Here is a 26,123-nt window from a genome sequence, read left to right on the forward strand (position 1 = left end):
GACTGGCCTTTTTACTACTTCTGCTTTAACGCCGCATATACCTGATCAACCACCCAACCATAAGTTGCAATCGGTAACTGACCGCTTTCGAACATATTGGGATTTTTTTGTGGATCGGCAACTGGCGAATGTGGCTTGTTGCTTAACATCACAATCGCCATATGATTGACCGGATCGATAACGGTCACCGTTCCGGTCCAGCCCGTGTGACCGTAGGTTTGCGGGCTTGCCAGCGTGCCAAATGTTGGTGTCATGGTGGCATTACCATTCACGCGCCAGCCGAGGCCAAAAGTGGCATCTTCCTTTGAACTGGTGGTGAACATCTTCACCGTTTCTGCACTGAACAGCTGAACATCGCCATAGCCACCACCGTTCAGCATCGTTTGCATTAACACCGCAATATCGCCGGTACTGGAAAATAAACCTGCATGTCCGGAAACGCCGCCCATCGAATAAAAGGCTTTTTCGTCGTGCACCTGACCCCAGAGAGTGGTGGTGCGAATGTTCGGGAAGTGGATCACGCCATCGCGGGTATTGCCGTTCAGTTCCGTCGCGGCAATTTGCTGCGGTTTAAAGCCTTTCAGTAGCGGATTAAACACGGTGTGCGTCAGACCGAGCGGGCGATAAATCGACTCTTCAACATAGCGGTCAAGCGGTTGGCCAGTCACTGACTCGACGATAAATCCGAGCAGCATATAATCGACATCGCTGTAGATATGCTTGCTACCGGGCTGATACTCCAGCGGCGTGCGTTTAATCATCTCCAGCGTCTGGCCTTTATCCTGGGAATATAACGCGCCCGCGACGGCTTTATTCGGGTATTGCGGGTCTGCCGGGAAACCGCCGCTGTGATGCAGCAGGTCGGCGATCCGCAGCGTGTTTTTGCCTTTAATCGTATCGCTCGGGCTATCGGCAAACCCGGGAATATATTTCGCAATCAGATCGTCAGGATGCAACTTGCCTTCGCTCATCAGCTTTTGCAGGGCGAAGTTAGTGGCGTACATTTTTGTGTTTGAGGCCAGGTCATACAGCGTATCGGTAGTGGCTTTTACAGGCTGCGCCATCAACACGCTGCCATCGTACTTTTTCGCCGCGCCCCAGGCTTTGCGATACACAATCTGATTATCTTTAATAATCAGCAGGTTTACTCCTGGGTAACCGGCATTCACCTGCTGGTTAATCCAGTTCTCCATCTGGTTAAGCCGCTCGACGTTGAATCCTGCTTTCTCTGGCGAACTTTCTGTCAGAACAGGGAATTTTGCGGCGCTGACGCTACAGCTGACAGCCAGCAGAGAAAGATAGAGCATTGTCCGTTTCATAATCAGTCCAGATTGACGTTACGGCAGCCAAAGAGTGTGGTGAAAATAAACCCACTAATCCATGCCACCAGAATCCCACCTGCATATACCGCCATTGCCGGAAGGATACCTTGAGCGGAAGTCATCAGCGGCAGCGCCACCAGACCAGACGGCCCAAAGGCGCTGTTTAAGCCCATTGGTAGACCCCACCAGGCTATCAGACCGATAAAGAAACCGCCCGCTGCGCCGCCTAAACAGGCGGTAACAAACGGTTTCATGCGGGGCAGGGTGACGCCGTAAATCAACGGTTCGCCAACGCCCAGCAGGCCGGGAATAATCGCCCCGCGTACCTGACTGCGTAATGCGCTATGCGGTTGCGCCCGCCAGTAGAGTGCCAGCGCCGCGCCCACCTGGCCCGCGCCCGCCATCGAAAGGATGGGAAATAAGCTGTTGAATCCCTGGCTGTCCATTAAAGCCAGATAAACAGGAATAAAGCCCTGATGCACGCCAAACACCACGGCAATCAGGAATAGCCCGGCCAATACTGCACAACCGAGCGGATTACTGTTCAGGTGCATAAACAGCCACGACATACCTTCGAATAACCAGCCGCCCAGCGGCATAATGATCAAATACGCCAGCGTAGCGGTGATCAGCAGAGTGATTAACGAGGTCAACAGCATGTCGAGATCGTCCGGCATAAAGCGGCGCACCATGCCTTCAATGCGGGCGCAGGCCCAGGCGGCAATCAACACGCCGATAATATTGCCGCGTGGATCGATGGGCAGACCGAAGAAATCATGAAAACCGGCGTAGTAACCGGTGGTGGCAGCAGGGTTATAACCAAGTAAAAAGAGCGCGGCGATAATTGCGCCATTTACGCCCGTGCCGCCGAACGCCTGCGCCGCGTTATAGCCAACCAGAATTACCAGGAAGGTGAACAAGCCTTTGCTGAACACCTTCATAAAATTCAGCGCGTCGGGCAGCATTCCCTGAGCATCTGCCGGAACGTGCATCACCGTGGCGATTAGTGTCGCTATCCCCAGCAACAGACCCGCAGCAATAAAACCGGGGATCAGCGGCGTAAAGATGGTGGCGAATTTGGCGAGAAATTGTTGTACGCCGGAAGTTTGTTTGGCTTTTAACTGACGTTTGTTCTGGGCGGCGATTTCTGCAGCATCCTGCACGGGCGCTTCACCCAGCAACTCGCTCATGGCTTTTGCGGCACGATGCGCTTTGCCTGGCCCAAAAACGACCTGTACCTGATCGCTGGTCAAAATGACGCCCTTTACGCCTTCCAGGGTTTTGATATCGGGATCAACCAGTGAACTGTCATGTACACCCAGACGCAGGCGCGTCATACAGTTACCACAACTGGCGATGTTTCCCGGGCCACCGACCCGGGTAAGAATGGTATTCAGAAGTTCACTGCTGATCTCTTTAGCCATGGGTTAATCCTTTTCCAGAGCCTTTCGAATAAAGCCGCCGTGTTGATCCAGGCGTTTTTTAGCTTCAGTGGCATCGAGATTTTTCAGCACCATCACAATGGCCGTTTTACAGTGGCGGTCGCAGGCAACCAATGCCGCTTCCGCTTGCTCCGCGCTACATCCGGTGGCGTTTTTGACGATATTGACCTGGCGTACATGCAGTTTTTCGTTGGTGGCGACCACATCGACCATCAGATTGCCGAACACTTTACCTGACTTAATCATCAGCCCGGTGGAGAGCATATTGAGCACCAGTTTCTGCGCCGTACCTGCTTTCATTCGCGAAGAACCGGTAACCACTTCGGCACCAACAACGGGTGTAATAGCAAACTCTGCGGTAGTGGAAACAGCACTCCCCGGATTACAGGAAATTCCCACTGTGCGGCAGCCTAACTGGCGTGCGTATTCCAGCCCGGCAATCACGTACGGTGTACGACCGCTGGCAGCAATACCGACCACCACATCCTGTGCCGTTAAATTGATATTTTTCAGATCGTTAACACCGCCTTCCCGGCTATCTTCTGCGCCTTCCACTGCATGCTGAATGGCATATTCGCCGCCAGCAATCAAACCCACCACCAGACCCGGTTTCACGCCGTAGGTCGGCGGGCATTCACTGGCATCAAGAATACCCAGACGACCAGAGGTCCCCGCACCGATGTAAATCAGACGGCCGCCGCCGCTCACCTGGGCGTGAATAACATCGATCGCCGCTGCGATATCCGGCAGTACACGCTCAACGGCGAGTGGTACGGTTTTATCTTCATCGTTGATAATCCGGCACATTTCCAGCGTCGAAACACGGTCAATTTCAGCCGAGGCGGCGTTCGAGCCTTCGGTAATCATCTTTTCAAGTTGCATCAGTGGTGACCTTAGTATTCACAATCAAATAATTGCAGATTGATGGAATCATATATCTCGATTTGCTAGTTTTAAAGGAATCATTGAGTCTGAAATCGCAGAGTGTGAAGAGCGTCAAAGGGCAAAAACCGTGTGCTATGCTGCGCGCAGGATGTGGTGAGGGAGTGGAAGATGTTGTACCTGACAAAATTACGTAATGCAGAAAGTGACTTTACTGAAAACGAGCAAAAAATAGCCGACTTTTTGCAAGCCAGGGTGAGCGAACTGAAATCCGTTTCTTCACGAAATATGGCGAAACAGCTCGGTATTAGCCAGTCGAGTATTGTGAAGTTCGCTCAGAAACTCGGCGCGCAAGGTTTTACCGAATTGCGTATGGCGTTAATTGGCGAATATAGCGCCAGCCGGGAGAAGAAAAACGCCACGGCGTTGCATTTGCACAGTTCGATTACCAGTGATGATTCGCTGGAAGTGATCGCACGTAAATTGAATCGCGAAAAAGAGCTGGCGCTGGAACAGACCTGCGCGTTGCTCGATTACACGCGACTGCAAAAAATCATTGAGGTCATCAGTAAAGCGCCATTTATTCAGATAACCGGTTTGGGCGGATCGGCGCTGGTGGGGCGCGATCTCTCATTCAAACTGATGAAAATTGGTTATCGCGTGGCCTGTGAGGCCGACACGCACGTACAAGCCACGGTTTCCCAGGCGCTGAAAAAAGGCGATGTACAAATTGCTATCTCTTACAGTGGCAGTAAAAAAGAGATTGTCTTGTGCGCAGAAGCGGCACGAAAGCAGGGGGCAACGGTGATTGCCATTACTTCTCTGACTGACTCTCCGCTGCGGCGGCTGGCGCATTTCACGATCGATACCGTTTCCGGCGAAACCGAATGGCGTAGCTCGTCAATGTCTACCCGCACAGCGCAAAATTCTGTTACCGATTTACTGTTTGTTGGCCTGGTGCAACTCAATGATGTGGAGTCGTTGAAAATGATTGAGCGCAGTAGTGAGCTGACACAACGGTTAAAGTGATGCATAAAGCAGCAACTGGATTGAGATTTTCCTTAATTAGTGAGCTGATACGCAGCAATATTTTGTTTATCCTGTATTTTCAGAGGTAATGGAGTGTAACGCTCTGTATTAACAAGGAGAGCATTAAAATGGGTAAACTCACGGGCAAGACAGTACTGATTACAGGCGCATTGCAGGGAATTGGCGAAGGAATTGCCAGAACTTTTGCACGTCATGGCGCGAACCTAATCTTGCTGGATATCTCCCCTGAGATTGAAAAGCTAGCGGACGAACTGTGTGGTCGCGGTCATCGTTGTACGGCGGTTGTTGCCGATGTTCGTGACCCGGCGTCGGTCGCCGCAGCTATCAAACGCGCAAAGGAAAAAGAAGGGCGCATTGATATTCTGGTGAATAACGCAGGCGTTTGTCGTCTGGGCAGTTTCCTCGATATGAGCGATGAAGATCGCGATTTCCATATTGATATCAATATTAAAGGCGTATGGAACGTCACGAAGGCGGTGCTGCCGGAGATGATTGCCCGCAAAGATGGCCGCATTGTGATGATGTCTTCAGTCACTGGCGATATGGTGGCCGATCCGGGCGAAACGGCGTATGCCTTAACGAAAGCGGCGATCGTCGGTTTGACTAAATCGCTGGCGGTGGAGTACGCGCAATCCGGTATTCGCGTAAATGCGATTTGTCCGGGCTATGTTCGTACGCCAATGGCGGAAAGTATTGCCCGCCAGTCGAATCCGGAAGATCCAGAATCGGTTCTGACGGAAATGGCGAAAGCAATCCCGCTGCGTCGCCTTGCCGATCCGCTGGAAGTGGGCGAACTGGCCGCCTTCCTCGCATCGGATGAATCCAGCTATTTAACCGGTACTCAGAATGTGATTGATGGCGGCAGCACGTTGCCGGAAACGGTTAGCGTCGGCATCTGATTCACCTCTGTTTCCTCCCTGCATGGGTGGGGAGGATTTCGTTTTGAACCCGGTTCTTATTCCCTTTTCAACTTCCAAATCACCAAACGGTATATAAAACCGTTACTCCTTTCATGCCCGTTATAAATATGATGGCTATTAGAAAGTCATTAAATATATAAGGGTGCGCAATGGCGGTTAACTTACTGAAAAAGAACTCTCTCGCGCTGGTCGCTTCTCTGCTGCTGGCGGGCCACGTGCAGGCAACGGAACTGCTGAACAGTTCTTATGACGTCTCCCGCGAGCTGTTTGCTGCCCTGAACCCGCCGTTTGAGCAACAATGGGCAAAAGATAACGGCGGCGACAAACTGACGATAAAACAATCTCATGCCGGGTCATCAAAACAGGCGCTGGCAATTTTGCAGGGCTTAAAAGCAGACGTTGTCACTTATAACCAGGTGACCGACGTACAAATCCTGCACGACAAAGGCAAGCTGATCCCGGCCGACTGGCAGTCGCGCCTGCCGAATAACAGCTCGCCGTTCTACTCCACCATGGGCTTCCTGGTGCGTAAGGGCAACCCGAAGAATATCCACGACTGGAATGATCTGGTGCGCTCCGACGTGAAGCTGATTTTCCCGAACCCGAAAACGTCTGGTAACGCGCGTTACACTTATTTAGCCGCGTGGGGTGCAGCGGACAAAGCTGACGGTGGCGATAAAGCCAAAACCGAACAGTTTATGACTCAGTTTCTGAAAAACGTTGAAGTGTTCGATACTGGCGGACGTGGCGCGACCACCACCTTTGCCGAGCGCGGTCTGGGCGATGTGCTGATTAGCTTCGAATCGGAAGTGAACAACATCCGTAAACAGTATGAAGCGCAAGGCTTCGAAGTGGTGATTCCGAAAACCAATATTCTGGCGGAATTCCCGGTGGCGTGGGTGGATAAAAACGTGCAGGCCAACGGTACGGAAAAAGCAGCAAAAGCCTACCTGAACTGGCTCTACAGCCCACAGGCGCAGACCATCATCACCGACTATTACTACCGCGTAAATAACCCGGAAGTCATGGCCAAACTGAAAGATAAATTCCCGCAGACCGAGTTGTTCCGTGTGGAAGACAAGTTTGGCTCCTGGCCGGAAGTGATGAAAACTCACTTCACCAGCGGTGGCGAGTTAGACAAGCTGTTAGCGGCGGGGCGTAACTGATGTTTGCCGTCGCCTCCAGACGCGTGCTGCCGGGCTTTACCTTAAGCCTTGGCACTAGTCTGCTGTTTGTGTGCCTGATTTTGCTGCTGCCGCTCTCCGCGCTGGTGATGCAGCTCTCTGAGATGAGCTGGATGCAGTACTGGGAAGTGATCACCAACCCGCAGGTGGTGGCGGCCTATAAAGTGACGCTGCTGTCGGCGTTTGTCGCATCGATTTTTAACGGCATTTTCGGCCTGCTGATGGCGTGGATCTTAACCCGTTATCGCTTTCCGGGTCGCACGCTGCTTGATGCGCTGATGGATTTACCGTTTGCACTGCCGACCGCAGTCGCTGGTTTGACGCTGGCCTCACTCTTCTCCGTGAACGGTTTTTACGGTGAATGGCTGGCGAAGTTTGATATCAAAGTCACCTACACCTGGCTGGGGATTGCGGTGGCGATGGCCTTTACCAGTATTCCGTTTGTGGTGCGTACCGTGCAGCCGGTGCTGGAAGAGTTAGGCCCGGAATATGAAGAAGCGGCGGAAACGCTCGGCGCCACGCGCTGGCAGAGTTTCTGCAAAGTGGTGCTGCCGGAACTTTCTCCGGCGCTAGTGGCGGGCGTGGCGCTGTCGTTTACCCGTAGTCTTGGAGAGTTTGGCGCGGTGATTTTTATCGCCGGGAACATCGCCTGGAAAACAGAAGTGACGTCGCTGATGATTTTCGTTCGCTTACAGGAGTTTGATTACCCGGCGGCGAGCGCAATTGCCTCGGTGATCCTTGCGGCATCACTGCTGCTGCTGTTCTCAATTAACACTCTGCAAAGTCGCTTTGGTCGGCGTGTGGTAGGTCATTAATGGCGGAAGTTACCCAATTGAAGCGTTATGACGCGCGCCCGATTAACTGGGGCAAATGGTTTCTGATTGGCATCGGGATGCTGGTTTCGGCGTTCATCCTGCTGGTGCCGATGATTTATATCTTCGTGCAGGCGTTCAGCAAAGGGCTGATGCCGGTATTACAGAATCTGGCCGATCCGGACATGCTGCACGCCATCTGGCTGACGGTGATGATTGCGCTAATTGCCGTACCGGTAAACCTGGTGTTTGGCATTCTGTTGGCGTGGCTGGTGACGCGTTTTGATTTTCCGGGACGTCAGTTGCTGCTGACGCTGCTGGATATTCCGTTTGCTGTTTCACCGGTAGTTGCTGGTCTGGTTTATCTGCTGTTCTACGGCTCTAACGGCCCGCTGGGCGGTTGGCTCGACGAGCATAACATGCAAATTATGTTCTCGTGGCCGGGGATGGTGCTGGTGACGATTTTTGTCACCTGCCCGTTTGTGGTGCGCGAACTGGTTCCGGTGATGTTAAGCCAGGGCAGCCAGGAAGACGAAGCGGCGATTTTGCTTGGTGCATCCGGCTGGCAGATGTTCCGTCGCGTCACATTGCCGAATATTCGCTGGGCGCTGCTTTATGGCGTGGTGCTGACCAACGCCCGCGCGATTGGCGAGTTTGGCGCGGTGTCGGTGGTTTCCGGCTCGATTCGCGGAGAAACCCTGTCGCTGCCATTACAAATTGAATTGCTGGAGCAGGACTACAACACCGTCGGCTCCTTTACCGCCGCTGCGCTGTTGACGCTGATGGCGATTATCACCCTGTTTTTAAAGAGTATGTTGCAGTGGCGCCTGGAAAATCAGGAAAAACGCGCGCAGCAGGAGGAACATCATGAGCATTGAGATTGCCAGGATTAAGAAGTCTTTTGGTCGCACCCAGGTGCTGAACGATATCTCGCTGGATATTCCTTCGGGTCAGATGGTCGCGTTACTGGGGCCGTCCGGTTCCGGGAAAACCACGCTGCTGCGCATTATTGCCGGGCTGGAGCATCAAACCAGCGGGCATATCCGTTTTCATGGCACGGATGTTAGCCGCCTACATGCGCGCGATCGTAAAGTCGGTTTCGTGTTCCAGCACTACGCGCTGTTCCGCCATATGACGGTATTCGACAATATCGCCTTTGGCCTGACGGTGCTGCCGCGTCGCGAGCGCCCGAATGCGGCGGCGATCAAAGCGAAAGTGACAAAATTGCTGGAAATGGTCCAGCTTGCCCATCTGGCGGATCGTTATCCGGCGCAGCTTTCCGGCGGGCAGAAACAGCGTGTGGCGCTGGCGCGTGCGCTGGCTGTAGAACCGCAAATTCTGCTGCTCGATGAACCGTTTGGTGCACTGGATGCGCAGGTGCGTAAAGAACTGCGTCGCTGGCTGCGTCAGCTGCATGAAGAACTGAAATTTACCAGCGTATTTGTCACCCACGACCAGGAAGAGGCGATGGAAGTCGCCAACCGCGTAGTGGTGATGAGCCAGGGCAATATCGAACAGGCCGATGAACCGGATCAAGTATGGCGAGAACCGGCGACCCGTTTTGTGCTCGAATTTATGGGCGAAGTGAACCGTCTGCGTGGCACCATTCGCGGCGGGCAGTTCCACGTTGGCGCACATCGCTGGCCGCTGGGCTACACACCTGCGTATCAGGGGCCGGTGGATCTCTTCCTGCGCCCGTGGGAAGTGGATATCAGCCGCCGTACCAGCCTTGAATCGCCACTGCCGGTCCAGGTGCTGGAAGCCAGCCCGAAAGGCCACTATACCCAGTTAGTAGTGCAGCCGCTGGGGTGGTATGACGACCCGCTGACCGTGGTGATGCGTGGCGATGATGCGCCAGTGCGCGGCGATCGTTTGTTCGTCGGCCTGCAACATGCGCGGCTGTATAACGGCGACGAGCGTATTGAAACCCGCGATGAGGAACTTGCTCTCGCGCAAAGCGCCTGATAGGTTGAGTGAATGTTAAACGCCCGGAGGCGCTTCCCGCGATCCGGGCTTTTTAATGGCAAGGTTTTGTAACCTGTAGGCCTGATAAGACGCGTTAGCGTCGCATCAGGCAACACCACGTATGGGCAGAGATCGTGAGTACATTAGAACAAACAATTGGCAATACGCCTTTGGTGAAGTTGCAGCGGATGGGGCCGGATAACGGCAGTGAAGTGTGGTTAAAACTGGAAGGCAATAACCCGGCGGGGTCGGTAAAAGACCGTGCGGCGCTTTCGATGATTGTCGAGGCCGAAAAACGCGGTGAGATTAAACCGGGCGATGCGTTAATTGAAGCCACCAGTGGCAATACCGGGATTGCGCTGGCAATGATTGCGGCACTGAAAGGCTATCGCATGAAATTGCTGATGCCCGACAACATGAGCCAGGAACGCCGTGCGGCGATGTTGGCTTACGGCGCGGAACTGATTCTGGTTACCAAAGAACAGGGTATGGAAGGGGCGCGCGATCTGGCGCTTGAAATGGCTAATCGCGGTGAAGGTAAACTACTCGATCAGTTTAACAACCCTGATAACCCTTACGCCCATTACACCACCACCGGGCCGGAAATCTGGCAGCAAACAAGTGGGCGCATCACGCATTTTGTCTCCAGTATGGGGACAACTGGCACCATCACCGGCGTTTCACGTTTTATGCGCGAGCAATCCAGTCCTGTGACGATTGTTGGCCTGCAGCCGGAAGAGGGCAGCAGTATTCCCGGTATTCGTCGCTGGCCAGCGGAATATCTGCCAGGCATCTTTAACGCTTCGCTGGTGGATGAGGTACTGGATATTCATCAGCGCGATGCGGAAAACACCATGCGTGAACTGGCGGTGCGCGAAGGGATTTTCTGTGGCGTCAGCTCTGGCGGTGCGGTCGCCGGTGCACTGCGCGTGGCAAAAGCCAACCCTGGCGCAGTGGTTGTGGCGATCATCTGCGATCGCGGCGATCGCTACCTTTCTACCGGAGTATTTGGTGAGGAGCACTTTAGCCAGGGCTCAGGGATTTGACGGCACCGTTTTATCCGTCTGCGCAATTAACGCATGTAAAAAAGGTTGCGCATTTTCATCGCTCTTACCGGGCATCTTCACGATGTAAGGCTTACCAGTAATCGATGATGACGAAGCCACCTTATCAATAAATTGCTCGGCGGTATCAATGCGGTTGCGCGTGTTGCCGAGCTTCAACTTCAGATGCGAAACTGCTTCATCACAGGTATGTTCATCGCCGTTGCGCACAAATATCAAATCCTTTTTCTGTGCTAATCCATCCAGCATGGCGTTGATGCGGGCTTCTTCGTGGGCAGTTAATTTCGCGTAAGCGGGGAGTGTCATCAACAGCGTAATGACCAGACAAATGATTTTCTTCACTGAATTACCTTATCCTTGTTATGTGATAGCCGATTTGACTGCCAAAATCAGGTAAAGTTTCGGTTGGGATGCGATGAGGATCATCGGCAAGGAGAAAAATTAAATGAGTAGTTTGTTGTTGTTTAACGATAAGAGCAGAGCGTTGCAGGCGGATATTGTCGCTGTGCAGTCGCAGGTGGTGTATGGCAGCGTAGGCAACAGCATCGCCGTGCCTGCTATTAAACAGAACGGTCTGAATGTCTTTGCCATGCCGACCGTGTTGCTCAGTAATACGCCGCATTATGACACATTCTATGGTGGTGCGATTCCGGACGAATGGTTTAGTGGCTATTTACGCGCACTACAGGAGCGCGATGCACTGCGCCAGCTGCGCGCTGTTACCACCGGTTATATGGGAACCGCGTCGCAAATCAAAATTCTTGCCGAGTGGCTGACTGTATTACGCGAAAATCATCCTGACTTATTGATTATGGTCGATCCGGTGATTGGCGATATTGATAGCGGTATCTACGTCAAACCTGATCTTCCGGAGGCATATCGGCAATATTTGTTGCCACTGGCGCAGGGAATTACGCCAAATATCTTTGAGCTGGAAATCCTGACCGGTAAAAATTGCCGCGATCTTGACAGCGCCATTGCTGCTGCAAAAAGCCTGCTTTCAGAGACATTAAAATGGGTGGTTGTTACCAGCGCCTCCGGTAACGAAGAAAATCAGGAGATGCAGGTGGTGGTGGTCAGTGCCGACAGCGTGAATGTCATTTCCCATTCTCGGGTAAAAACGGACCTTAAAGGAACAGGCGATCTGTTTTGCGCCCAGCTTATTAGTGGCTTGTTGAAAGGTAAGGAATTAACTGACGCGGTACATAGCGCGGGATTACGCGTGCTGGAGGTGATGCGCTATACCCAGCAGCATGGTAGTGATGAATTGATTTTGCCGCCCCTGACTGAAGCATAAAAAAATGGCGCCATCGGCGCCATTTTTCACTGCGGCAAAAATTACTTCTTGATGCGGATAACCGGGGTTTCACCCACAGTCACGCTACCGGACAGTTTGATCAGTTCTTTGATTTCGTCCATGTTGGAGATAACAACCGGAGTCAGAGTCGACTTGGCTTTCTCTTCCAGCAGCGGGAGATCGAATTCAATCACAGTATCGCCAACTTTCACGCGCTGACCTTCTTCAGCAATACGCTTGAAGCCTTCGCCTTTCAGTTCAACGGTGTCGATACCGAAGTGGACGAACAGCTCAACGCCGCTATCGGATTCGATAGAGAACGCGTGGTTGGTTTCAAAGATTTTACCAATGGTGCCGTCAACCGGAGCGACCATTTTGTTGCCAGTTGGTTTGATAGCAATGCCATCACCAACGATTTTTTCCGCAAAAACGACATCCGGCACGTCTTCGATATTGACGATCTCGCCAGAGAGCGGAGCAATGATCTCAATAGTTCCGGTATCCTTCTTGTCGTCGGAAACCAGAGATTTCAGTTTATCGAACAAACCCATGATCTTCTCCTAAGCAGTAAATTGGGCCGCATCTCGTGGATTAGCAGATTGTTTTTTCTTCAATGAACTTGTTAACCAGCGTCATTAACTCGTCCGTTGTCGGTTGAGCAAGAGCTTGCTCTGCTAACACCTTCGCATCTTCGAAGTTCGTGTTACGGATAATCTTCTTAATGCGCGGGATAGAAATGGCGCTCATAGAGAATTCGTCCAGACCCATCCCCAGCAACAGAAGTGTAGCACGTTCATCGCCAGCAAGCTCACCACACATACCTGTCCATTTGCCTTCAGCATGAGAAGCATCAATAACTTGCTTGATCAAGTTCAGCACGGACGGTGACATTGGCTGGTAAAGGTGTGAAATCATATCATTACCACGGTCAACTGCCAGAGTGTACTGCGTTAAATCATTGGTGCCGATACTAAAGAAATCAACTTCTTTGGCTAAATGACGTGCAATTGTCGCGGCAGCCGGTGTTTCCACCATTACGCCAATTTCAATTGACTCGTCAAACGCTTTACCTTCGTCGCGCAGTTCCTGTTTGTAGATTTCAATCTCTTTGCGCAGTGCACGCACTTCTTCAACAGAGATGATCATCGGGAACATGATGCGCAATTTACCGAAAGCAGAGGCGCGCAGGATAGCGCGAAGCTGATCGCGCAGGATCTCTTTACGATCCATCGCGATACGGATAGCACGCCAGCCGAGGAACGGGTTCTCTTCTTTCGGGAAGTTCATGTACGGCAGCTCTTTATCGCCGCCAATGTCCATGGTACGAACAATAACTGCCTGTGAGCCACACGCTTCAGCCACCGCTTTGTAAGCAGCAAACTGTTCTTCTTCGGTTGGCAGCGCGTCGCGGTCCATGAACAGGAATTCGGTACGATACAAACCAACGCCTTCAGCGCCGTTACGCTCTGCACCTTCAACGTCACGAACAGTACCGATGTTAGCGCACACTTCGACCTGGTGACCGTCCAGCGTAATAGCTGGCAGATCTTTCAGTTTAGCAAGCTCTGCTTTTTCAGAAGCAACTTGCTCCTGAACGGCGCGCAGTTTATCAATAACTTCATTGGTTGGATTGACGTAAACCTGATTGTTTACGGCATCCAGAATCAGATAGTCGTCGTTTTTCACCTGAGAGGTGACGCTACCGGTACCCACGATGGCTGGCAGTTCCAGAGAACGCGCCATGATAGAGGTGTGGGAAGTCCGGCCACCCGCGTCGGTGATGAAACCCAGTACCTTCTTCAGGTTCAGCTGTGCGGTTTCGGACGGCGTCAGGTCAGCGGCAACCAGGATTACTTCGTCCTGAATGGCGCTCAGGTCGATGATCTTCAGCCCCAGGATGTTGCGCAACAGGCGCTTACCGATATCACGTACGTCAGCCGCACGCTCTTTCAGGTATTCGTCATCCAGTTCTTCCAGGGCAGAAGCCTGACCTTCGATAACTTCATGAGCAGCTGCATCAGCGGTCATGTGCTTATCTTTAATCAGGGCTATGATTTCCTGCTCCAGCTCCTCATCTTCGAGCAGCATAATATGCCCTTCAAAGATGGCTTCTTTTTCTTCACCGAACGTTTCACCAGCTTTCGTTTTGATCGTTTCCAGCTGGGCTGATGCCTTGGCACGACCGCTCAGAAAACGTTCAACTTCCTGATCAACCTGGTCGGCAGAAATTTTTTTCCGGTCAATGACGATTTCGTCTTCTTTCAAAAGCAGAGCTTTACCGAAAGCGATACCCGGGGATGCTAAAATGCCTGAAATCATAACCCTACCTTACTTGTGACTGATTTTTAAAAGAACCCGGGAAATTACTCGAGTTCAGCCATCAGTTTAACCAGATGTTCAACCGCTTTTTGCTCGTCTTCGCCTTCTGCAGAGATAGTCACAACGGTGCCTTGAGTCAGGCCCAGAGTCTGCAGTTTGAACAGGCTTTTGGCGCTGGCGCTTTTGCCGTTAGAAGTCACAGTAATTTCAGATGTGAAGCCCTTAGCTTCTTTTACAAACTGGGCAGCAGGGCGGGTGTGCAGACCGTTCGGAGCGGTAATGGTAACTTCTTGCTGGAACATTGTATTTCCCCAACTTATAGGTTTAGTGTTGTGGAACTAAAGTCTAGCCTGGCGGTTCGACTTTAGCCTGTATTGTTAGCGCCAGTTTTAACAGACGCGATGCACGAAGTGCTCTATACAGTCCATTGCTGGCGGATGTTGGCCGCTGACGTTTCGTTCATCATTAAACATTATGCCGCTAAAGGAAGACTTGAACCAAATCATAAAATCGATTCAGCTAAGGCTTTTCCTGTAACGATTAATTTCGCGCATCAAAATAATTAGTCAGGTTAAATACCAGTTCCGACAAGTTGAATCAATGCCAGGAGGGGCGAAAGTTTGAAGCAGGCCACAAAAAAGCACCTGAAAAGGTGCTTTTTTACGCATTTCTAACAAGCTGGCATTACTGTTGCAGTTCTTTCTCGGTAAAGAGATCGGCAAACAGTGCAGTGCTTAAATAACGCTCACCCGATGATGGTAGAATAACCACAATATTCTTATTGGTAAAGCTTTCATCTTCTTGCAGTTTCAACGCCGCAGCAACAGCCGCACCGGAAGAGATCCCGGCAAGAATGCCTTCTTCTTCCATCAGGCGTCGCGCAGTAGAGATGGCTTCTTCATTGGTGATGCCAATAACTTTGTCGACCAGTTTGAGATCAAGGTTAGCAGGGATAAAGCCTGCGCCGATGCCCTGGATTTTATGCGGCCCTGGTTTGATTTCTTCACCTGCCAGCGCCTGGGCGATAACCGGAGAGTCGGTTGGTTCTACGGCAACAGAGATGAGGTCAGTCTTGCCTTTGGTGCCTTTAATGTAGCGGCTGACGCCGGTCAAAGTGCCGCCAGTGCCTACCCCGGCAATAAACACATCGACCTGACCGTCGGTATCTTCCCAGATCTCGGGACCGGTGGTTTTTTCATGTATTTCCGGGTTTGCCGGATTGCTGAATTGTTGCAGCAGCAGGTATTTTTCTGGATTGCTGGCGACAATTTCTTCCGCTTTTTGAATCGCACCTTTCATCCCTTTCGCGCCTTCGGTTAGCACCAGATTTGCGCCTAACGCTTTGAGCAGCTTGCGGCGTTCAATACTCATGGTTTCCGGCATGGTCAGAGTGAGTTTATAACCGCGAGCGGCAGCCACATACGCCAGCGCAATACCGGTATTGCCGCTGGTTGGCTCCACCAACTCAACGCCCGGCTTCAGTACGCCGCGCTTTTCGGCATCCCAAATCATATTGGCACCGATACGGCACTTAACGCTGAAGCTGGGGTTGCGGGATTCCACCTTCGCCAGAATACGTCCGTTACCGATTCGATTCAGGCGAACCAGCGGTGTGTGACCGATAGTCAGCGAGTTATCTTCAAAAATCTTACTCATGGCCTGTCCTTAACTGTATGAAATTGGGATACAACAGCAAGCATACCCGCTCAGAGAATATGCGGAAGTAAGGATTTAGCATATCTATATGCAGAAGGGAAATAATGGTTCGCAAGATGGAATAAGGGGCGGCATAAGCCACCCCTGTTCCACACATAATGTTTACAAAATAATCGGTAAATTGTTACCGCCACAATGCATGTTTAGCGCGGTAGCAATCGACCCACATCGCCGTAGCGCCACAAACGGCCACCGGCATGATGAACAGGTTGAGTACCGGGATCATCGTGAACAGGCTAGTTAAAGCACCAAACTGCATATTAGTGATTTTGCGCGTGCGCAGGGCAGTGCGCATATCTTTGAATGGCACTTTGTGGTTATCGAACGGATAGTCGCAGTACTGGATGGCTAACATCCAGGCGCTGAACAGGAACCACAGTACCGGTGCGACGGTTTGCCCAATGCCAGGGATGAAGTAAAGGATCAGCAATACAATCGCGCGCGGCAGATACCAGGCAAACTTTTGCCATTCACGTTTCATAATCCGCGGCACATCTTTCATGATGCCGAAAATACCGGTATCCGGTGGCGTAGCGCCAGTCAGTCTTGCTTCCAGTTGTTCAGCCAACAAACCGTTAAACGGAGCGGCAATCCAGTTGGCGATGGTGGAGAAAAAATAGCCAAAAACCAGTAGCACGGAGATAACCGCTACAGGCCAAAGCAAATAGCTCAACCATTGCAGCCAGCCAGGTACGTGGCTCATTAATGACGGGATCCAGACATCCAGTTGGCTAAAGAGCCACCAGAACGCGCCTCCCATCAACAAGATATTGATCAACAGCGGTAAGATGACAAAACGCCGAATCCCAGGTTGCGAGACGAGCTTCCAGCCTTGCGCAAAATAGTAAAAACCGCTGCGTGAGGCAGATGTGAATGTTGAAACCATAATCAGGATATGCTCCTTTTGACCAATCCCAGGAAAGTTCTGCGTATTTTACCGGGTAATTGCGCAATGGACAGTTAGGATATGTTCGAAAAAACAGCAAAAAGCACGATTTCATCTATCTTTGTGCTGTGAAAGTTAAGAGTGCACTTGCACTTGAGGTAATCGACAAATACTCTTAGTGAGTAAATGTTTGCCGTGGTGGCAAGGTGTTAGAACAACAGAGAATATAATGATGCAGGATTTGCGTCTGATATTAATCATTGTTGGCGCGATCGCCATAATCGCTTTACTGGTACATGGTTTCTGGACCAGCCGTAAAGAACGATCTTCTATGTTTCGCGATCGGCCACTAAAACGAATGAAGTCAAAACGTGACGACGATTCTTATGACGAGGATGTCGAAGATGATGAGGGTGTTGGTGAGGTTCGTGTTCACCGCGTAAATCATGCCCCGGCTAACGCCCAGGAGCATGAGGCTGCTCGTCCGTCGCCGCAACACCAGTACCAACCGCCTTATGCGTCTGCGCAACCGCGTCAACCGGTCCAGCAGCCGCCTGAAGCGCAGGTACCGCCGCAACATGCTCCGCATTCAGCGCAGCCTGTTCAGCAACCGCAGCCAGTGCAACAACCGCAGCCAGTACAGCAGCCGGCTTACCCGCCGCAGCCTGAACAGCCGGTTGCTTCGCAGGTGCCTCCAGCTCCGCAGCCGGTTTTCCAGACCGCGGAACCTGTAGCGGCACCGCAGCCTGAACCTGTAGCTGAACCAGCGCCTGCGATGGATAAGCCGAAGCGCAAAGAAGCGGTGATCATCATGAACGTCGCGGCGCATCACGGTAGCGAGCTGAACGGTGAACTGCTTCTTAATAGCATTCAACAGGCGGGCTTTATCTTTGGCGATATGAATATTTATCATCGCCATCTTAGCCCGGATGGCAGCGGCCCGGCGTTATTCAGCCTGGCGAATATGGTGAAACCGGGAACCTTTGATCCTGAAATGAAGGATTTCACAACGCCGGGTGTCACTATCTTCATGCAGGTGCCGTCTTACGGTGATGAACTGCAAAACTTCAAGCTGATGCTGCAATCTGCGCAGCATATTGCCGATGAAGTTGGCGGCGTAGTGCTTGACGATCAGCGCCGTATGATGACTCCGCAGAAACTGCGCGAGTATCAGGACATCATCCGCGAAGTCAAAGACGCCAACGCCTGATACACTTAGGGCAAATTAACTCCTTTTCGAACCCCCGCTTGTCGGGGGTTTTTAGCATTGATGGTGCGATATGGAATCAATCGAACAACAACTAACAGAACTGCGAACGACGCTTCGCCACCATGAATATCTTTATCATGTGATGGATGCGCCGGAAATTCCCGACGCTGAATACGACAGGCTGATGCGCGAGCTGCGCGAGCTTGAAGCCAAACATCCAGAGCTGATTACCCCTGATTCGCCTACCCAACGTGTAGGTGCAGCGCCGCTGGCAGCCTTTAGCCAGATCCGTCATGAAGTGCCAATGCTGTCGCTGGATAACGTATTTGATGAAGAGAGTTTTCTTGCCTTCAACAAACGCGTACAGGACAGGCTTAAAAGCAACGAAAAAGTGACCTGGTGCTGCGAGTTAAAGCTCGATGGGCTTGCCGTCAGCATTCTGTACGAGAATGGTGTACTGGTAAGCGCAGCGACCCGTGGCGATGGCACCACTGGGGAAGACATCACGTCGAACGTGCGTACCATTCGCGCCATTCCGTTGAAACTGCATGGTGAGAATATTCCAGCACGACTGGAAGTGCGTGGTGAAGTGTTCCTGCCGCAGTCAGGCTTTGAGAAGATTAACGAAGAGGCGCGACGCACGGGCGGGAAAGTGTTTGCTAACCCACGTAATGCGGCGGCTGGTTCTCTGCGCCAGCTTGATCCGCGTATTACTGCGAAGCGACCGCTTACTTTCTTCTGCTATGGCGTTGGCGTACTGGAAGGTGGCGAGCTGCCGGACACTCATCTGGGCCGTTTAATGCAGTTTAAAGCGTGGGGATTACCTGTCAGCGATCGGGTAACGCTTTGCGAATCAGCAGAAGACGTGCTGGCGTTTTACCACAAAGTGGAAGAGGACCGCCCGACGCTGGGCTTTGATATTGACGGTGTAGTCATTAAGGTCAACTCGCTGGCGCAGCAGGAACAACTTGGCTTTGTTTCCCGCGCCCCGCGCTGGGCTGTTGCGTTTAAATTCCCGGCGCAGGAACAAATGACTTTCGTGCGCGACGTTGAGTTTCAGGTTGGGCGTACAGGCGCGATTACGCCCGTTGCGCGTCTGGAACCTGTCCATGTTGCAGGCGTGCTGGTGAGCAACGCCACACTGCATAACGCGGACGAAATTGAACGTCTCGGTTTACGTATTGGCGATAAAGTAGTGATTCGCCGCGCAGGTGACGTGATCCCACAAGTGGTTAACGTCGTGCTTTCTGAACGACCGGAAGATACCCGTGCGGTAGAGTTCCCTACACACTGTCCGGTTTGTGGCTCCGACGTCGAGCGTGTAGAAGGCGAAGCCGTGGCCCGCTGTACAGGTGGCCTGATTTGCGGTGCTCAACGTAAAGAATCGCTGAAACACTTTGTTTCCCGTCGTGCGATGGACGTTGACGGCATGGGTGACAAAATTATCGACCAGCTGGTTGAAAAAGAATACGTCCACACTCCGGCGGACCTGTTCAAACTCACCGCAGGCAAACTTACCGGACTGGAGCGAATGGGGCCGAAATCGGCACAAAATGTGGTTAACGCACTGGAAAAAGCGAAAGAAACCACCTTTGCCCGCTTCCTCTATGCACTTGGCATCCGTGAAGTCGGTGAGGCTACCGCAGCAGGTCTGGCGGCATATTTTGGCACGCTGGAAGCGCTGGAATCAGCCTCGATTGAAGAGCTGCAAAAAGTGCCAGACGTCGGGATCGTGGTGGCATCTCACGTTCACAACTTCTTTGCCGAAGAAAGCAACCGCAATGTCATCAGCGAGCTGTTGGCGGAAGGTGTTCACTGGCCTGCGCCGATCGTTATTAACGCAGAAGAGATCGACAGCCCGTTTGCGGGTAAAACCGTGGTGCTTACGGGCAGCTTAAGCCAGATGTCGCGTGATGACGCTAAAGCTCGCCTGGTCGCGCTGGGCGCGAAAGTGGCGGGCAGCGTTTCGAAGAAAACCGATCTGGTGATTGCTGGTGAAGCCGCTGGCTCTAAACTGGCGAAAGCGCAGGAACTGGGCATTGAAGTCATCGACGAAGCTGAAATGCTGCGTTTGCTGGGGAGCTGAGGTGGAGAAAGAGCAGCTGATTGAAATTGCCAATACGATGATGCCGTTTGGCAAGTACAAAGGGCGTCGCTTAATAGACCTGCCGGAAGAGTATCTACTGTGGTTTGCCCGCAAAGATGAGTTCCCGGCAGGCAAACTCGGTGAGCTAATGCAAATCACGTTGCTGATTAAAACCGAGGGGCTGACGCAACTGGTCCAGCCCCTGAAACGTCCGCTTTAAACTTTTCCGGCGCTGCTTTCCTGCTGCGGCTGTAGTTGCTCGGTCTGGCGCTTATAACGACGCGCCAGCACCGCGCAGACCATCAGTTGGATCTGATGGAAAATCATCAACGGCAGTACCATCATACCGATCACCGATGTGGGGAACAGAATGTTCGCCATCGGAATACCATTCGCCAGACTCTTTTTCGAACCACAGAAGACGATAGTGATTTCATCTGCTTTATTGAAACCCAGTCGACGCGCCATAAAGACGTTAATCACAATCACAATCGCCAGCAATACGCAGCTGACCACCACAATAAACAGCAGCGAACCCCAACCGACTTTGTGCCAGATGCCGTTAACGACGGCTTCGCTGAATGCCGTATAAACGACTAAAAGAATGGATGTCTGGTCGGTTTTCGCTATCCACTTTTTATTGCGTGCTACCCAGTTACCAATCCACGGGCGAGAAAGATGTCCCAGCACGAACGGCAGCAGTAGTTGCAACATAATCTTACCGACCTGTTCCAGACTGCCTTCTGCACTGTGAATATTCATTACCAGACCGACCAGCAACGGCGAAAGGAAAATCCCCAGCAGGCTGGATGCCGATGCAGAACACACCGCCGCCGCGACATTACCGCCCGCCATTGAAGTAAAGGCGATTGCAGACTGCACGGTAGCCGGGAGAATGCACAAATAGAGAAAACCGGAATAGAGCATGGGATCGACATTTACCGGTTTCCACCAGGCAAACAGTACGCCCAGAATCGGAAACAGTACGAAGGTGCTGCACATTACCCACAAATGTAACCGCCAGTGACTACCGCCAGCGATTATCGCCTCACGGGACAGCTTCGCGCCGTGCATAAAGAACAACAGGGCAATAGCTGCCGTGGTCAGATTTTCAAAGAAGGGAACAAAACCGCCTCTGGCCGGAAAGAAAGAAGCCAGTAATACCACCGTGATCAGGGTTAAAGTGAAAGGATCGAGGATACGAAAAAGTTTCATAAAGACTCCAGATGACCGATGGCACTATTGTGCTTCTTTCAGTTTGAGAAATAAAATCGATTTATTGCATTCATTCATGAAGAAAATAGATGAATTACTCTTTAAAACAATTAAATATTTTCTTCACAGTAGTGCAGGAAGAATCGGTCACGTTCAACAGCGGCTGAAGCATCAGAGGACGTGGTGCAAAAACAGGAGGGAATAGTGATGGCAGGGCGAGAAGGGCATTTGCTGTATCATATATAGTGTTATGTATTTCTGCCGGGAATCCCGGCAGAAATGGTTCAGAAGTTAAATTTGACCGAGTAAATGATGGCGTCCTGATACCAGGCTTCTCCCAGCTTGTCGTCCGCGTAGCGATACTGGAGTCCCGTAGTTATATTTGGGGTAGCGTTCCACCAGAGGGCGACCGCACCGTTCAGCCCTTCCTTACCGCCATTACCTACTGCGTAAGTGGCATCACGGTCAAACTCGTACTCGTTCCAGTTGGTGAGGGTGAATTTCTCACTGCCCAGCATAAAGCTGTAACCCGCAACCCAACCCGCTACGTAGCCGTTATCGCCAGTGTAATAGGTTTGATCCGTATAGCGTTTAGCGAAAAACGGTTTGAACCACCACCCCTTGCCAGTAAGGTTGTAGCCGATACCGTACAGGAACATATCATCGTGGAAATTTATCCGATTTGCAGAACCGTAGGTGCCATACGCGTGCAGGTAGAGATTAAATCCGGTATCGCCCAGGTAAATGCGGTTGGTATTTTTAAAGGTATAACGCTGCTCGCTACCTGGTTTATCGTGGCGGTCGTTATAAAAGTTTTCCCAGTCGAAGAACCCGTACATTTCTCCCCAACTAAAGTTAGCGCCGCCTTCCAGTTCAAGATAACCAAAATCATCTTTGTGTGATTTGGTCGACGATTTCTCAGTCGTTCGACTGGTCCAGTCCAGGTAATGCATGCCGATATCTGCAAACCCACCTTTAAATTCTGCATGAGATATAACAGGTATGGCTAATAAAGAGGAGAGTGTCAGAGTCAGAAGATGTTTTTTCATAGCATAAATCCCTATGCCGATCGTTATTAGTAGATTGCTTAATAAAGTGGTTGCTTAAAAACGGCATATTGTTAATGCAATGGAGTAAATATCGCCAATACAGTTTTTGCTGAGAATTAATAGTGAAAAGATATAAATCCATCGATATCGAATCACTATTGAATGCGTGAAAAAAGTGTATTGGTAAGAGCCGGGACAACCTCGCTATAAAAAGGCGTTAGATTCAACCCTACAGAAAAAGGATATATATGTCTCAGGCAAATTTTTCTCATAACCCGCTGTATTGCGTCGATATTATCCAGGCTTATAAACCTGATTTCACGCCACGAGTGGCCTTTATTTTAGGTTCCGGGCTAGGCGCGCTAGCCGATCAGATTGAGAACGCTGTCGCAATTTCCTACGAAAAGTTGCCTGGATTCCCGGTGAGTACCGTTCATGGTCATGCGGGTGAACTGGTGCTGGGGCACCTCCAGGGCGTACCGGTGGCATGCATGAAAGGTCGGGGACATTTCTATGAAGATCGTGGAATGACCATCATGACCGACGCGATTCGTACTTTTAAATTGCTGGGCTGCGAACTGCTGTTCTGCACCAATGCGGCGGGCTCACTGCGTCCGGAAGTTGGTGCGGGCAGTCTGGTTGCGCTGAAAGACCACATTAATACCATGCCGGGTACACCGATGGTGGGGCCGAACGATGAACGCTTTGGAGAACGTTTCTTCTCGCTTGCGAATGCCTACGATGCGGATTACCGGGTACTGTTGCAAAAAGTGGCGAAAGAAGAGGGGTTCCCTCTGACGGAAGGTGTATTTGTTTCGTATCCGGGGCCGAATTTCGAAACGGCGGCTGAAATTCGCATGATGCAAATTATTGGCGGGGATGTCGTTGGAATGTCCGTTGTGCCTGAAGTTATTTCAGCACGCCATTGTGACCTGAAGGTGGTAGCCGTTTCTGCAATTACCAATATGGCGGAAGGTCTGAGTGACGTGAAGTTGTCACATGTCCAAACGCTGGCGGCAGCGGAGCTCTCCAGGCAGAACTTTATCAATCTTATTTGCGGGTTTCTGCGCAAAATTGCCTGATTAAAACAACAAGAAACGGCCTCTCGGGTGAGGCCACATGATGCGACAAGGAAACGATTATGAGCATCGCTTTGCGCCTAAAGGTAATGTCCTTTTTGCAATATTTTATCTGGGGGAGCTGGCTGGTTACCCTCGGTTCTTACATGATTAATACCCTCCATTTTACCGGCGCTAACGTCGGCATGGTTTACAGTTCCAAAGGTATTGCCGCGATTATTATGCCAGGCATTATGGGGATCATCGCGGACAAATGGCTGCGCGCTGAACGTGCATACATGCTGTGCCATCTGGTGTGCGCTGGCGTACTTTTTTATGCGGCATCCGTCAGTGATCCGGATACGATGTTTTGGGTGATGTTAGTCAATGCGATGGCATTTATGCCGACTATCGCATTATCGAACAGCGTCTCTTACTCTTGCCTTGCCCAGGCAGGGCTTGACCCGGTGACGGCTTTCCCACCTATTCGCGTTTTTGGTACGGTGGGGTTCATCATCGCGATGTGGGCGGTAAGCTTACTGCATCTGGAATTGAGCAGCCTGCAGCTGTACATTGCGTCCGGTGCGTCTCTGCTACTGTCGGCTTACGCGTTAACGCTGCCTAAGATCCCTGTTGCGCAGAAAAAAACGACCACTTCGCTTGCCAGTAAGCTCGGTCTGGATGCTTTCGTGCTGTTCAAAAATCCACGCATGGCCATCTTTTTCCTCTTCGCCATGATGCTGGGCGCAGTACTGCAAATTACCAACGTTTTTGGCAACCCGTTCCTGCATGATTTTGCCCGTAACCCGGAGTTTGCTGATAGCTTCGTGGTGAAATATCCGTCCATTTTACTGTCAGTTTCACAGATGGCTGAAGTCGGTTTCATTCTGACGATTCCGTTCTTTTTGAAACGTTTCGGCATCAAAACGGTCATGCTAATGAGTATGTTGGCCTGGACGCTGCGCTTTGGCTTCTTTGTTTATGGCGATCCGTCACCAACCGGGTTTATTTTGCTGCTGCTGTCGATGATTGTTTACGGCTGTGCATTCGATTTCTTCAATATTTCCGGTTCGGTCTTTGTCGAACAGGAAGTTGATTCCAGCATTCGTGCCAGCGCACAGGGGCTCTTTATGACCATGGTAAATGGTGTCGGTGCTTGGGTTGGCTCGATTCTGAGCGGTATGGCAGTAGATTACTTCTCGGTAGATGGCGTAAAAGACTGGCAAACTATCTGGCTGATGTTTGCAGGATATTCTCTTTTCCTCGCAGTGATATTTTTCTTTGGGTTTAAATATAACCATGACCCTGAAAAGATAACACATCGAACAGTGACACATTAAAAGGATTGACAGCTCTGTTTTCCGGAGCTGTTTTTATGATAAAGGTTATTAAGTGAAAGATATTTTATTTTCTTCGGGCGTCGGTTTTGGCATTGGTGCTTTATTTACAATCGTGCGATTACCTATTCCCGTGCCAAATGTATTGCCGGGTATATTATCCATTGTGTTTATGTATGTAGGTTATCTGGTGGTGAAATACTTTATGCCGTGATAATTTAACAAAATGTATTTATTAAACGGAGCACTTAATTATGGAACGCATTTACAGAACAGACCTTAAGTTGCTTCGTTATTTTCTTGCTGTAGCAGAAGAGTTACATTTTGGCCGCGCAGCGGCGCGTTTAAATATGTCTCAGCCTCCGCTCAGTATTCATATTAAAGAGCTGGAAAATCAACTCGGTACACAGCTTTTCATTCGTCATTCGCGCAGCGTCGCCCTGACACACGCGGGCAAAATCTTGATGGAAGAATCGCGGCGGTTGCTGATGAATGCAAATCAGATGTTGTCTCGGATTGAACAAATAGGGCGGGGAGAAGCAGGGCGGATTGAACTCGGTGTGGTCGGGACGGCAATGTGGGGACGGATGCGGCCGGTTATGCGGCGATTCCTCAGGGAAAACCCCAACGTTGAAGTACTGTTTCGCGAAAAGATGCCTGCGATGCAAATGGCGCTGTTGGAGCGCCGCGAACTCGATGCCGGGATCTGGCGAATGGCGACAGAACCACCGGAAGATTTTACCAGCTTACGCTTGCATGAATCGGCTTTTCTGGTGGCGATGCCTGAAGAGCATTACCTCTCATCATATTCCGCCGTTCCGCTGGAAGCTCTACGTGACGAGTATTTTGTCACAATGCCGCCCGTGTACACTGACTGGGATTTTTTGCAGCGCGTTTGTCAGCAGGCGGGGTTTTCACCGGTTGTTATTCGCGAAGTTAATGAACCGCAAACGGTGCTGGCCATGATCAGTATGGGCATTGGTATCACATTGATAGCAGACAGCTATGCACAGATGAACTGGCCAGGTGTCATTTTCCGTCCGCTCAAAGAGCGCATCCCGGCAGATTTATATATTGTTTATGAAACACAGCAGGTGACGCCCGCGATGGTTAAGCTGTTGGCAGCATTGACACAGTAGGCGAGGGGGGATTGCCGGAAATCATAGGTCTGATAAACGAAGCGCATCAGGCAATTTTGCAAATCGCAGATAGCAAAAAGGCACCTTTAGGGTGCCTTTTTACATTGGTGGGTCGTGCAGGATGACTCGCTTCGCTCGCCCTTCGGGTCGTCGCCGCGAGCGGCTCCGTT

At 51.3% G+C, this 26,123-nt stretch carries 26 protein-coding genes and 1 pseudogene; 16 read left to right on the top strand and 11 right to left on the bottom strand.

Features of this window, described 5'->3' with window-relative positions:
* Positions 1 to 14: 14 nt before the first annotated feature.
* Genes pbp4b through murQ form a run of 3 tightly spaced genes read right to left on the bottom strand, consistent with a single transcriptional unit; the run spans position 15 to position 3,646 of the window.
* On the bottom strand, positions 15 to 1,319 hold the full coding sequence (gene pbp4b, locus H9644_RS15950) for a penicillin binding protein PBP4B (protein WP_191775320.1): 1,305 nt from the start codon (positions 1,317 to 1,319) through the stop codon (positions 15 to 17).
* Positions 1,320 to 1,321: 2 nt separating this feature from the next.
* Positions 1,322 to 2,746: a PTS N-acetylmuramic acid transporter subunit IIBC gene (murP, locus tag H9644_RS15955; RefSeq protein ID WP_191775322.1), complete on the bottom strand. Its 1,425-nt coding sequence runs from the start codon at positions 2,744 to 2,746 to the stop codon at positions 1,322 to 1,324.
* Between the two features lie 3 nt (positions 2,747 to 2,749).
* A complete protein-coding gene (murQ, locus tag H9644_RS15960) occupies positions 2,750 to 3,646 on the bottom strand; it encodes an N-acetylmuramic acid 6-phosphate etherase (protein WP_191775324.1) in 897 nt (298 codons plus the stop codon).
* A gap of 171 nt (positions 3,647 to 3,817) precedes the next feature.
* Between murQ and murR the strand changes: the two genes are divergently transcribed.
* The 7 genes from murR (at position 3,818) to cysM (ending at position 10,623) form a co-directional block, all read left to right on the top strand.
* On the top strand, positions 3,818 to 4,675 hold the full coding sequence (murR, locus tag H9644_RS15965) for an HTH-type transcriptional regulator MurR (protein WP_064526341.1): 858 nt from the start codon (positions 3,818 to 3,820) through the stop codon (positions 4,673 to 4,675).
* Between the two features lie 128 nt (positions 4,676 to 4,803).
* The gene (gene ucpA, locus H9644_RS15970) at positions 4,804 to 5,595 is read left to right on the top strand and encodes an SDR family oxidoreductase UcpA (protein ID WP_191775326.1); all 792 of its coding nucleotides are present in this window, start codon (positions 4,804 to 4,806) and stop codon (positions 5,593 to 5,595) included.
* A 170-nt stretch (positions 5,596 to 5,765) separates the two neighbouring features.
* On the top strand, positions 5,766 to 6,782 hold the full coding sequence (gene cysP, locus H9644_RS15975) for a thiosulfate/sulfate ABC transporter substrate-binding protein CysP (protein ID WP_064526343.1): 1,017 nt from the start codon (positions 5,766 to 5,768) through the stop codon (positions 6,780 to 6,782).
* Positions 6,782 to 7,615 carry a sulfate/thiosulfate ABC transporter permease CysT gene (gene cysT / locus H9644_RS15980; RefSeq protein ID WP_191775328.1) on the top strand — a complete coding sequence of 278 codons (834 nt, stop codon included), beginning with the start codon at positions 6,782 to 6,784 and terminating at the stop codon, positions 7,613 to 7,615. Before cysP ends, cysT begins: the two co-directional genes overlap by 1 nt.
* Positions 7,615 to 8,490 carry a sulfate/thiosulfate ABC transporter permease CysW gene (gene cysW / locus H9644_RS15985; RefSeq protein ID WP_191775330.1) on the top strand — a complete coding sequence of 292 codons (876 nt, stop codon included), beginning with the start codon at positions 7,615 to 7,617 and terminating at the stop codon, positions 8,488 to 8,490. Before cysT ends, cysW begins: the two co-directional genes overlap by 1 nt.
* Complete coding sequence (cysA, locus tag H9644_RS15990) at positions 8,480 to 9,577, top strand: sulfate/thiosulfate ABC transporter ATP-binding protein CysA (protein ID WP_191775332.1); 1,098 nt, start codon at positions 8,480 to 8,482, stop codon at positions 9,575 to 9,577. The genes cysW and cysA overlap by 11 nt, the downstream gene beginning before the upstream one ends.
* Positions 9,578 to 9,711: 134 nt before the next feature.
* Entirely contained in the window at positions 9,712 to 10,623 is a 912-nt protein-coding gene (cysM, locus tag H9644_RS15995) for a cysteine synthase CysM (protein ID WP_064526351.1), read from the top strand.
* On the opposite strand, the gene H9644_RS16000 is transcribed toward cysM, so the two are convergent.
* Entirely contained in the window at positions 10,612 to 10,983 is a 372-nt protein-coding gene (locus H9644_RS16000; protein WP_064526353.1) for a YfeK family protein, read from the bottom strand. The genes cysM and H9644_RS16000 overlap by 12 nt on opposite strands.
* A gap of 103 nt (positions 10,984 to 11,086) precedes the next feature.
* Between H9644_RS16000 and pdxK the strand changes: the two genes are divergently transcribed.
* Positions 11,087 to 11,938 carry a pyridoxine/pyridoxal/pyridoxamine kinase gene (gene pdxK, locus H9644_RS16005; protein WP_191775334.1) on the top strand — a complete coding sequence of 284 codons (852 nt, stop codon included), beginning with the start codon at positions 11,087 to 11,089 and terminating at the stop codon, positions 11,936 to 11,938.
* A 41-nt stretch (positions 11,939 to 11,979) separates the two neighbouring features.
* Here pdxK and crr read toward each other — a convergent pair whose 3' ends face one another.
* From crr to cysZ, 5 genes are all read right to left on the bottom strand, one after another.
* Positions 11,980 to 12,489, bottom strand: coding sequence for a PTS glucose transporter subunit IIA (gene crr, locus H9644_RS16010; RefSeq protein WP_000522247.1), 510 nt, complete (start codon positions 12,487 to 12,489; stop codon positions 11,980 to 11,982).
* A 40-nt stretch (positions 12,490 to 12,529) separates the two neighbouring features.
* Positions 12,530 to 14,257: a phosphoenolpyruvate-protein phosphotransferase PtsI gene (gene ptsI / locus H9644_RS16015; protein ID WP_000623129.1), complete on the bottom strand. Its 1,728-nt coding sequence runs from the start codon at positions 14,255 to 14,257 to the stop codon at positions 12,530 to 12,532.
* A gap of 44 nt (positions 14,258 to 14,301) precedes the next feature.
* Positions 14,302 to 14,559: a phosphocarrier protein Hpr gene (gene ptsH, locus H9644_RS16020; protein ID WP_000487600.1), complete on the bottom strand. Its 258-nt coding sequence runs from the start codon at positions 14,557 to 14,559 to the stop codon at positions 14,302 to 14,304.
* A 382-nt stretch (positions 14,560 to 14,941) separates the two neighbouring features.
* Complete coding sequence (gene cysK, locus H9644_RS16025; protein WP_000034402.1) at positions 14,942 to 15,913, bottom strand: cysteine synthase A; 972 nt, start codon at positions 15,911 to 15,913, stop codon at positions 14,942 to 14,944.
* Between the two features lie 184 nt (positions 15,914 to 16,097).
* Entirely contained in the window at positions 16,098 to 16,859 is a 762-nt protein-coding gene (gene cysZ / locus H9644_RS16030) for a sulfate transporter CysZ (RefSeq protein ID WP_064526358.1), read from the bottom strand.
* Between the two features lie 229 nt (positions 16,860 to 17,088).
* On the opposite strand from cysZ, the gene zipA reads away from it, so the two are divergent.
* The 3 genes from zipA to H9644_RS16045 all read left to right on the top strand — a co-directional run bounded on the left by zipA (position 17,089) and on the right by H9644_RS16045 (position 20,375).
* Entirely contained in the window at positions 17,089 to 18,069 is a 981-nt protein-coding gene (gene zipA / locus H9644_RS16035) for a cell division protein ZipA (protein WP_191775336.1), read from the top strand.
* 70 nt (positions 18,070 to 18,139) lie between these two features.
* On the top strand, positions 18,140 to 20,155 hold the full coding sequence (gene ligA / locus H9644_RS16040; RefSeq protein WP_191775338.1) for an NAD-dependent DNA ligase LigA: 2,016 nt from the start codon (positions 18,140 to 18,142) through the stop codon (positions 20,153 to 20,155).
* A 1-nt stretch (position 20,156) separates the two neighbouring features.
* Positions 20,157 to 20,375 (top strand): DUF3820 family protein, encoded by a 219-nt coding sequence (locus tag H9644_RS16045; protein WP_064526364.1) that lies wholly within the window; start codon positions 20,157 to 20,159, stop codon positions 20,373 to 20,375.
* On the opposite strand, the gene H9644_RS16050 is transcribed toward H9644_RS16045, so the two are convergent.
* Entirely contained in the window at positions 20,372 to 21,370 is a 999-nt protein-coding gene (locus H9644_RS16050) for a bile acid:sodium symporter family protein (RefSeq protein ID WP_191775340.1), read from the bottom strand. The genes H9644_RS16045 and H9644_RS16050 overlap by 4 nt on opposite strands.
* A gap of 135 nt (positions 21,371 to 21,505) precedes the next feature.
* On the opposite strand from H9644_RS16050, the pseudogene H9644_RS21625 reads away from it, so the two are divergent.
* Positions 21,506 to 21,616: pseudogene (locus tag H9644_RS21625) on the top strand (LysR family transcriptional regulator); the annotation flags it as partial.
* A gap of 38 nt (positions 21,617 to 21,654) precedes the next feature.
* Here the strand turns inward: H9644_RS21625 and H9644_RS16060 are convergent.
* Positions 21,655 to 22,419, bottom strand: a complete 765-nt coding sequence (locus H9644_RS16060) for a nucleoside-specific channel-forming Tsx family protein (RefSeq protein WP_064526368.1) — start codon at positions 22,417 to 22,419, stop codon at positions 21,655 to 21,657.
* 248 nt (positions 22,420 to 22,667) lie between these two features.
* Here H9644_RS16060 and xapA point away from each other — a divergent pair, with 248 nt between their 5' ends.
* The 4 genes from xapA to xapR are packed head-to-tail and all read left to right on the top strand — an operon-like array spanning position 22,668 to position 25,953.
* Positions 22,668 to 23,501, top strand: a complete 834-nt coding sequence (gene xapA, locus H9644_RS16065) for a xanthosine phosphorylase (RefSeq protein WP_191775342.1) — start codon at positions 22,668 to 22,670, stop codon at positions 23,499 to 23,501.
* Positions 23,502 to 23,560: 59 nt separating this feature from the next.
* Positions 23,561 to 24,817, top strand: a complete 1,257-nt coding sequence (xapB, locus tag H9644_RS16070) for a xanthosine/proton symporter XapB (RefSeq protein WP_191775344.1) — start codon at positions 23,561 to 23,563, stop codon at positions 24,815 to 24,817.
* Positions 24,818 to 24,869: 52 nt separating this feature from the next.
* Positions 24,870 to 25,028, top strand: a complete 159-nt coding sequence (locus H9644_RS16075) for a DUF1427 family protein (RefSeq protein ID WP_000651752.1) — start codon at positions 24,870 to 24,872, stop codon at positions 25,026 to 25,028.
* A gap of 40 nt (positions 25,029 to 25,068) precedes the next feature.
* On the top strand, positions 25,069 to 25,953 hold the full coding sequence (xapR, locus tag H9644_RS16080) for a DNA-binding transcriptional regulator XapR (RefSeq protein ID WP_191775346.1): 885 nt from the start codon (positions 25,069 to 25,071) through the stop codon (positions 25,951 to 25,953).
* Positions 25,954 to 26,123 lie beyond the last annotated feature (170 nt).

This window comes from Escherichia whittamii (genome assembly GCF_014836715.1).
Taxonomy (GTDB): Bacteria; Pseudomonadota; Gammaproteobacteria; order Enterobacterales; family Enterobacteriaceae; genus Escherichia; species Escherichia whittamii.

Coding starts and splice junctions, on each gene's coding strand:
- pbp4b (WP_191775320.1), bottom strand. CDS start 1,319: ATGAAACGGACAATGCTCTATCTTTCTCTGCTGGCTGTCAGCTGTAGC.
- murP (WP_191775322.1), bottom strand. CDS start 2,746: ATGGCTAAAGAGATCAGCAGTGAACTTCTGAATACCATTCTTACCCGG.
- murQ (WP_191775324.1), bottom strand. CDS start 3,646: ATGCAACTTGAAAAGATGATTACCGAAGGCTCGAACGCCGCCTCGGCT.
- murR (WP_064526341.1), top strand. CDS start 3,818: ATGTTGTACCTGACAAAATTACGTAATGCAGAAAGTGACTTTACTGAA.
- ucpA (WP_191775326.1), top strand. CDS start 4,804: ATGGGTAAACTCACGGGCAAGACAGTACTGATTACAGGCGCATTGCAG.
- cysP (WP_064526343.1), top strand. CDS start 5,766: ATGGCGGTTAACTTACTGAAAAAGAACTCTCTCGCGCTGGTCGCTTCT.
- cysT (WP_191775328.1), top strand. CDS start 6,782: ATGTTTGCCGTCGCCTCCAGACGCGTGCTGCCGGGCTTTACCTTAAGC.
- cysW (WP_191775330.1), top strand. CDS start 7,615: ATGGCGGAAGTTACCCAATTGAAGCGTTATGACGCGCGCCCGATTAAC.
- cysA (WP_191775332.1), top strand. CDS start 8,480: ATGAGCATTGAGATTGCCAGGATTAAGAAGTCTTTTGGTCGCACCCAG.
- pdxK (WP_191775334.1), top strand. CDS start 11,087: ATGAGTAGTTTGTTGTTGTTTAACGATAAGAGCAGAGCGTTGCAGGCG.
- crr (WP_000522247.1), bottom strand. CDS start 12,489: ATGGGTTTGTTCGATAAACTGAAATCTCTGGTTTCCGACGACAAGAAG.
- ptsI (WP_000623129.1), bottom strand. CDS start 14,257: ATGATTTCAGGCATTTTAGCATCCCCGGGTATCGCTTTCGGTAAAGCT.
- ptsH (WP_000487600.1), bottom strand. CDS start 14,559: ATGTTCCAGCAAGAAGTTACCATTACCGCTCCGAACGGTCTGCACACC.
- cysK (WP_000034402.1), bottom strand. CDS start 15,913: ATGAGTAAGATTTTTGAAGATAACTCGCTGACTATCGGTCACACACCG.
- cysZ (WP_064526358.1), bottom strand. CDS start 16,859: ATGGTTTCAACATTCACATCTGCCTCACGCAGCGGTTTTTACTATTTT.
- zipA (WP_191775336.1), top strand. CDS start 17,089: ATGATGCAGGATTTGCGTCTGATATTAATCATTGTTGGCGCGATCGCC.
- ligA (WP_191775338.1), top strand. CDS start 18,140: ATGGAATCAATCGAACAACAACTAACAGAACTGCGAACGACGCTTCGC.
- H9644_RS16050 (WP_191775340.1), bottom strand. CDS start 21,370: ATGAAACTTTTTCGTATCCTCGATCCTTTCACTTTAACCCTGATCACG.
- H9644_RS16060 (WP_064526368.1), bottom strand. CDS start 22,419: ATGAAAAAACATCTTCTGACTCTGACACTCTCCTCTTTATTAGCCATA.
- xapA (WP_191775342.1), top strand. CDS start 22,668: ATGTCTCAGGCAAATTTTTCTCATAACCCGCTGTATTGCGTCGATATT.
- xapB (WP_191775344.1), top strand. CDS start 23,561: ATGAGCATCGCTTTGCGCCTAAAGGTAATGTCCTTTTTGCAATATTTT.
- xapR (WP_191775346.1), top strand. CDS start 25,069: ATGGAACGCATTTACAGAACAGACCTTAAGTTGCTTCGTTATTTTCTT.